Genomic DNA, 3,404 nt, shown 5'->3' on the forward strand with positions numbered 1-3,404 from the left:
CTTGGCGGTGGCCGGTTCGGCGGCGTCGCGCGCCTCCTGGGCTGGCTGCGCGTCAACGGGGCTCGCCCCCGCGTGCGACACGCCGGCGGGCGCCGGGGCGTCAAACGCTTGAGGCGGCAAGCCGGCGCCGGCCTGATCCTGATGCGCCGGACGTTCCTGATGCGCCTGGCGGTCCTGGTATTCCTGCCGCTGCGGCCGCGCCTGCGGCGCCGGTTGCGCGGCGCGCGGCGCGGGCGAATCCTCGCCCTCCTCGCGATCCGCGTCCGTCAGCGTCCGGCCGTCCGCCTGGCTCGCGCCCTGACGGCCGCCGCGCCCGCTGCCCTGGCTCTTGCGGCCGCCACGCGCGCCGCGCCCGGAACGGGACTCGTGCTCCGCGCTGGGGCTGTCTGCCGCGCCTTCGGCGGCCTCGGCCGCGCGCGGCGCCGAGTGGCCCGGCGCGCCGCCGGCGTTGTCACGATAGACGTAGGTGCCGGATTTTTCCTCGCGCCCGACCTCCAGGAAGCCGCGCGACTGCGCCTCGTCCAGCAGGTTGCCGAAGGCGCGGAAGCCGTAGTACGACTCGTTGAAGTCCGGCCGGCGGCGCTTGAGCGCGTCCTTCAGGGCCGAGGCCCAGATCTTGCCGCTGTCGCCGCGCTCGGCCATCAACGCCTCGAACGTCTCGACCACCATGTCAACCGCCTGGGTCTTGCGGGCTTCCAGTTCCTCTTTGCGGCGGCGCTCCTCGTCGGGCGAGCGGCGCTGGCCGGCATTGCCGGCGCCGCGGTTGTCGCGGCGGGCGTCGGCGGCGCGCTGGCCTTCGCGGGCCAGGTCGTCATAAAAGATGAATTCGTCGCAGTTGGCGATCAACAGGTCCGAGGTGGATTGCTTGACGCCCACCCCGATCACCTTCTTGTTGTTCTCGCGCAGCTTGGACACCAGCGGCGAAAAGTCGGAATCGCCGCTGATGATGACGAAGGTATTGACGTGCGACTTGGTGTAGCAGAAGTCCAGCGCGTCCACCACCAGCCGGATATCGGCCGAGTTCTTGCCCGACTGGCGCACATGCGGAATCTCGATCAGCTCGAAATTGGCCTCGTGCATCGGCGCCTTGAATTCCTTGTAGCGCTCCCAGTCGCAGTACGCCTTCTTGACCACGATGCTGCCCTTGAGCAGCAGGCGCTCCAGCACCGGGCGGATATCGAACTTCTGGTATTTGGTGTCGCGCACGCCAAGCGCCACGTTCTCGAAGTCGCAAAAAAGCGCCATGCTGACGTTTTCGTTGGCTGCATTCATGTATTTCTCCGTTGGCGCGGCCGCCCAGGTCCGTCGGGCCGGGGCGATTGGCCGCGTTTCGTCGCCCATGATATACATTTCCGCTCGCTCCCCCCTCGAACCGCCATGCCCGACATGCCCGCCCCGCCCCCGCTCGACACCGAACGCCTGCTGCTGCGACCGCTCTGCCGGGACGATGCGCCAGCCATCCAGCGCATCTTTGCGCAATGGGAGGTGGTGCGCTATCTGGCCGAGCAGGTGCCCTGGCCATACCCGGAGGACGGCGCCCGCACCTATATTGAGCAAGTGGCGTTGCCAGCGATGCGGCTCGGCGTGCAATGGCATTGGTCGCTGCGTCCGCGCGCCGAACCCCAGCGCCTGATCGGCGTGATCAGCCTGATGCGCGACGACCCCGGCAACCACCGCGGCTTCTGGCTCGACCCCGACTACCAGGGACGGGGTTACATGACCGAGGCCAGCGAGGCCGTCACGGCCTTCTGGTTCGAGGTGCTGGACCAGCCGGTGCTGCGCGCGCCCAAGGCGGTGGCCAACGAGGGCTCGCGCCGCCTGTCCGAGCGCACCGGCATGCGGCGGGTGGCCACCGAGGAGCGCGGTTTCGTGTCAGGGCGGCAAATGGCCGAGATCTGGGAGATCACGCGCGAGCAATGGCGAGCGCGGCGCACGCCTCCCCGGGGCTGAATCCGGCCCCGTTTATTTGACCGATGGGCGCGCCCCGGACGCCGGTCCAAGCCGGCGCTTACCGCCCCTTTCGCCCCGTTTTCCGACGGATTGCCGCGGCCGCGCCGTGGCTAGAATTTGCCACCATCCCGCACTCCGTGAACCGGATGCGCTAGCTATCGGGCAACATCCATGAATCCGTCTACCGTCATCGGCGCCATCGTCGGCCTGCTCACCCTGGTCATCGTCGTCGCGCTGGCCGCCACCGACCCTGGCCTGTACTTCAACATGCCCGGCCTGGCCATCGTGCTGGGCGGCACCTGCGCCGCGCTGTTCATCGCCTACCCGCTGTCCGAAGTGATGCGGGTGTTCAAGCTGGTCGTCACGGTGTTCCGCAGCGACCAGCACGACCAGCAGCGCGACATCGAGGAACTGGTCAACATGGCGCAGCTGTGGATGAACACCGACGTCCACAAGGTCGAACAGGAACTCAAGAAGGTCAGCAACCCGTTCCTGCGCACCGGGGTGCAACTGATCATCGACAACACCCCCGAAGACCAGATCATCGAGCTGCTGCAATGGCGCGTGGCGCGGTTGCGCGCCCGCGAGATGGCCGAGGCGCAGATGTTCCGCGTCATGGCCACGTTCGCGCCGGCCTTCGGCATGCTGGGCACGCTGGTCGGCCTGATCAACCTGATGTCGGTGCTGGGCGACGGCAGCATGACCACCATCGGCCAGCAACTGGCCATCGGCCTGATGACCACGTTCTACGGCATCCTGCTGGCCAATCTGGTGTGCAAGCCGATCGCCGTCAAGCTCGAACGCCGCACCGCGCGCCGCGTCGAATCCATGAACATGGTGCTGCAGGGCATCTCCATGATGTGCGAGAAGCGTGGCCCGGCCGTGGTGCGCGAGACCCTGAACTCGTTCGTCATGCACGTCGAGGACGAAATCTACGACGGCGGCGCCGCCACCGCGCCCGCCCGCCCCGCCGCCCCGGCGTCCTCCGCCACCAAGCCCGTCTCCATCACCCGCCCCGCCGCCGCGCGCCAATGAGCCTGATTTCCCCTTCCCTGGCGCAGCGGATCGAGCAGGCCCGCCAGGCCCAGTTGCGCGCGCAGAAGGCCGCGGCCAACAGCGGCTGGCGCCCCAGCAAGAGCGACCGCAAGGACCGCTACGCGCGCTGGCACGTCGACGAAGTCGTTGAAAGCGATGCCGAAAACTGGCTGTTGAGCTACCTGGACCTGATCACCCTGCTGCTGGCCTTGCTGGTGGTGATGCTGGCCGTGTCGCGCCTGAACGGCGGCTTCTATGAGCCCGCCGTGCAGCAGGTCGACATCGTCGGCAGCCTGGCATCCAAGGGACTGCCGGCCTACGACGGCGAATACGCCGAATTCGACACCCCGGACATCCCCGCCAGTTGGGCCGAACTCGCGCCGCCGGTCGCCGCGGCCAGCGCCGGCACGCCCGCGGCC

Annotated in this window: 4 protein-coding genes; 3 read left to right on the top strand and 1 reads right to left on the bottom strand. The window is 68.4% G+C overall.

The features are described 5' to 3' along the window. Positions 1-1,272 (bottom strand): NYN domain-containing protein (locus HV701_RS26465; protein WP_254595259.1); only part of this gene is annotated, 1,272 nt, incomplete at its 3' end. A 105-nt stretch (positions 1,273-1,377) separates the two neighbouring features. On the opposite strand from HV701_RS26465, the gene HV701_RS26470 reads away from it, so the two are divergent. The 3 genes from HV701_RS26470 to HV701_RS26480 form a co-directional block, all read left to right on the top strand. After that, positions 1,378-1,950: a GNAT family N-acetyltransferase gene (locus tag HV701_RS26470; protein ID WP_217467996.1), complete on the top strand. Its 573-nt coding sequence runs from the start codon at positions 1,378-1,380 to the stop codon at positions 1,948-1,950. Between the two features lie 171 nt (positions 1,951-2,121). Further along, the gene (locus tag HV701_RS26475) at positions 2,122-2,985 is read left to right on the top strand and encodes a motility protein A (RefSeq protein WP_175135959.1); all 864 of its coding nucleotides are present in this window, start codon (positions 2,122-2,124) and stop codon (positions 2,983-2,985) included. Beyond that, positions 2,982-3,404: flagellar motor protein MotB (locus tag HV701_RS26480; protein ID WP_276529872.1), on the top strand; the 423-nt coding region annotated here is incomplete at its 3' end. The genes HV701_RS26475 and HV701_RS26480, both read left to right, overlap by 4 nt.

The sequence above is a fragment of the Achromobacter pulmonis genome (assembly GCF_902859765.1).
GTDB classification, from domain to species: Bacteria; Pseudomonadota; Gammaproteobacteria; order Burkholderiales; family Burkholderiaceae_B; genus Achromobacter; species Achromobacter pulmonis.